The sequence below is a fragment of the Bacillus sp. HY001 genome (assembly GCF_007558965.1).
Taxonomy (GTDB): domain Bacteria; phylum Bacillota; class Bacilli; order Bacillales; family Bacillaceae_G; genus Bacillus_A; species Bacillus_A mobilis.
Window position 1 is genome coordinate 1 of the sequence record NZ_VLTE01000285.1, and the last position, 762, is coordinate 762.

The window sequence follows — 762 nt, forward strand, 5'->3', positions numbered from 1 at the left end:
CTAGATATTCATATGAAATAGGGGGCAAAGGATATATCAGAGACTTTTAGAAATGGAATACTAACAAGTGAAATTTTCTTATAAATTTAACGTATTTCCCGAAAGAATTTTCATTCCTCAAGCGTGTGAAGGGCGTAGCCCGACGATAGGTGGGAGATGAATTTCGGTACGCGACTTGGAAAAAATGTTGCTTCTTTTCGATATAAAATTAAATAATTTAAATATTAGGTGTTGCTTGTTGCGAAAAATAAGTACGCAACATGGGAAGAATGTTGCTTGTTTTAGTAAAAGAGTACGTAACATGGGAAAAGTGTTGCATGTTTTGCAGGAAAGGTACGCAAGATGGAAAAGATGTTGCGTGTGTAACTTCTAATTAGTGAAAAACAAATTTTGTAAACTTATAAAAATTTAGTGTGTTTTGGCTATTAAAAATACGAAAGGAAATTCTTGAATATAAATTTACATAAAAAAGAAGCATAGAAAAAGCTTTAGTTCTATACTTCTTACCTCATTAATAATCTAGTTTTCTCTCAAGCATTGGCTTAAAATCCACTACTAATAGAACTAATTATTTTTTTAACATTTATAGATGTAATGCTATAAAAACAATAGCGTTATGTAGTGAGTGAATCAAAACAACAATCCAAAAAGCAGATATTGTAATTTCAACTTTTTCATTCTTTTTTTGATATACCCAATAAGCATAGTTATATAATACTCCAATTATTGCTGTAACGACTATATAAGTAATACCATCTGAAT

At 29.8% G+C, this 762-nt stretch carries 1 pseudogene; it reads right to left on the bottom strand.

The window, feature by feature from the left end:
• Positions 1-583: 583 nt before the first annotated feature.
• A pseudogene (locus tag FOT98_RS31325) lies at positions 584-762 on the bottom strand (CPBP family glutamic-type intramembrane protease); the annotation flags it as partial.